Annotated in this window: 1 pseudogene; it reads left to right on the top strand. The window is 56.1% G+C overall.

What is annotated here, in order from left to right:
• Nucleotides 1–503 (top strand): annotated as a pseudogene (locus ACOTXF_RS23790) (IS3-like element ISEcl1 family transposase); the annotation flags it as partial.

Genomic DNA, 503 nt, shown 5'->3' with positions numbered 1-503 from the left:
GCCGGACCATGGGCGTGTCGCGTGCGCAACTGTCACTGCGGATTAACCGTTCTGCCGACTGGCAGGACAGGCGCTGTAACCGGCGTAATGAAGAAGCAGACGCAGAAATACTGTCGGCTATCCTCAACATTATCAGCGATATGCCGAGTTATGGTTATCGACGCGTGTGGGGCATCCTGCGCAAGCAACGTCGCACAGAGGGACAGCCACCTGTGAATGCCAAACGGCTTTACAGGATAATGAGCGAGCATAACCTGTTGTTGTTGCATCACAAACCAGAGCGACCGAAGCGTGAACATAAGGGCAAGATAGCGGTGGCAGAAAGCGATATGCGCTGGTGTTCAGATGGCTTCGAGTTCGGCTGCGACAACGGCGAAAAACTGCGGGTAACGTTCGCGCTGGACTGCTGCGACCGTGAGGCCATAGACTGGGCAGCAAGCACGGGAGGCTATGACAGTTCGACCGTGCAGGATGTGATGCTGAGGTCGGTGGAAAAGCGCTTC

Origin of the sequence: Enterobacter cloacae complex sp. IR53041, assembly GCF_049238285.1 — a bacterium.
Lineage (GTDB): Bacteria > Pseudomonadota > Gammaproteobacteria > Enterobacterales > Enterobacteriaceae > Enterobacter > Enterobacter roggenkampii.
The sequence above is the reverse complement of the archived record's forward strand: the minus strand, read 5'-3'. Positions and strand labels throughout refer to the sequence as shown.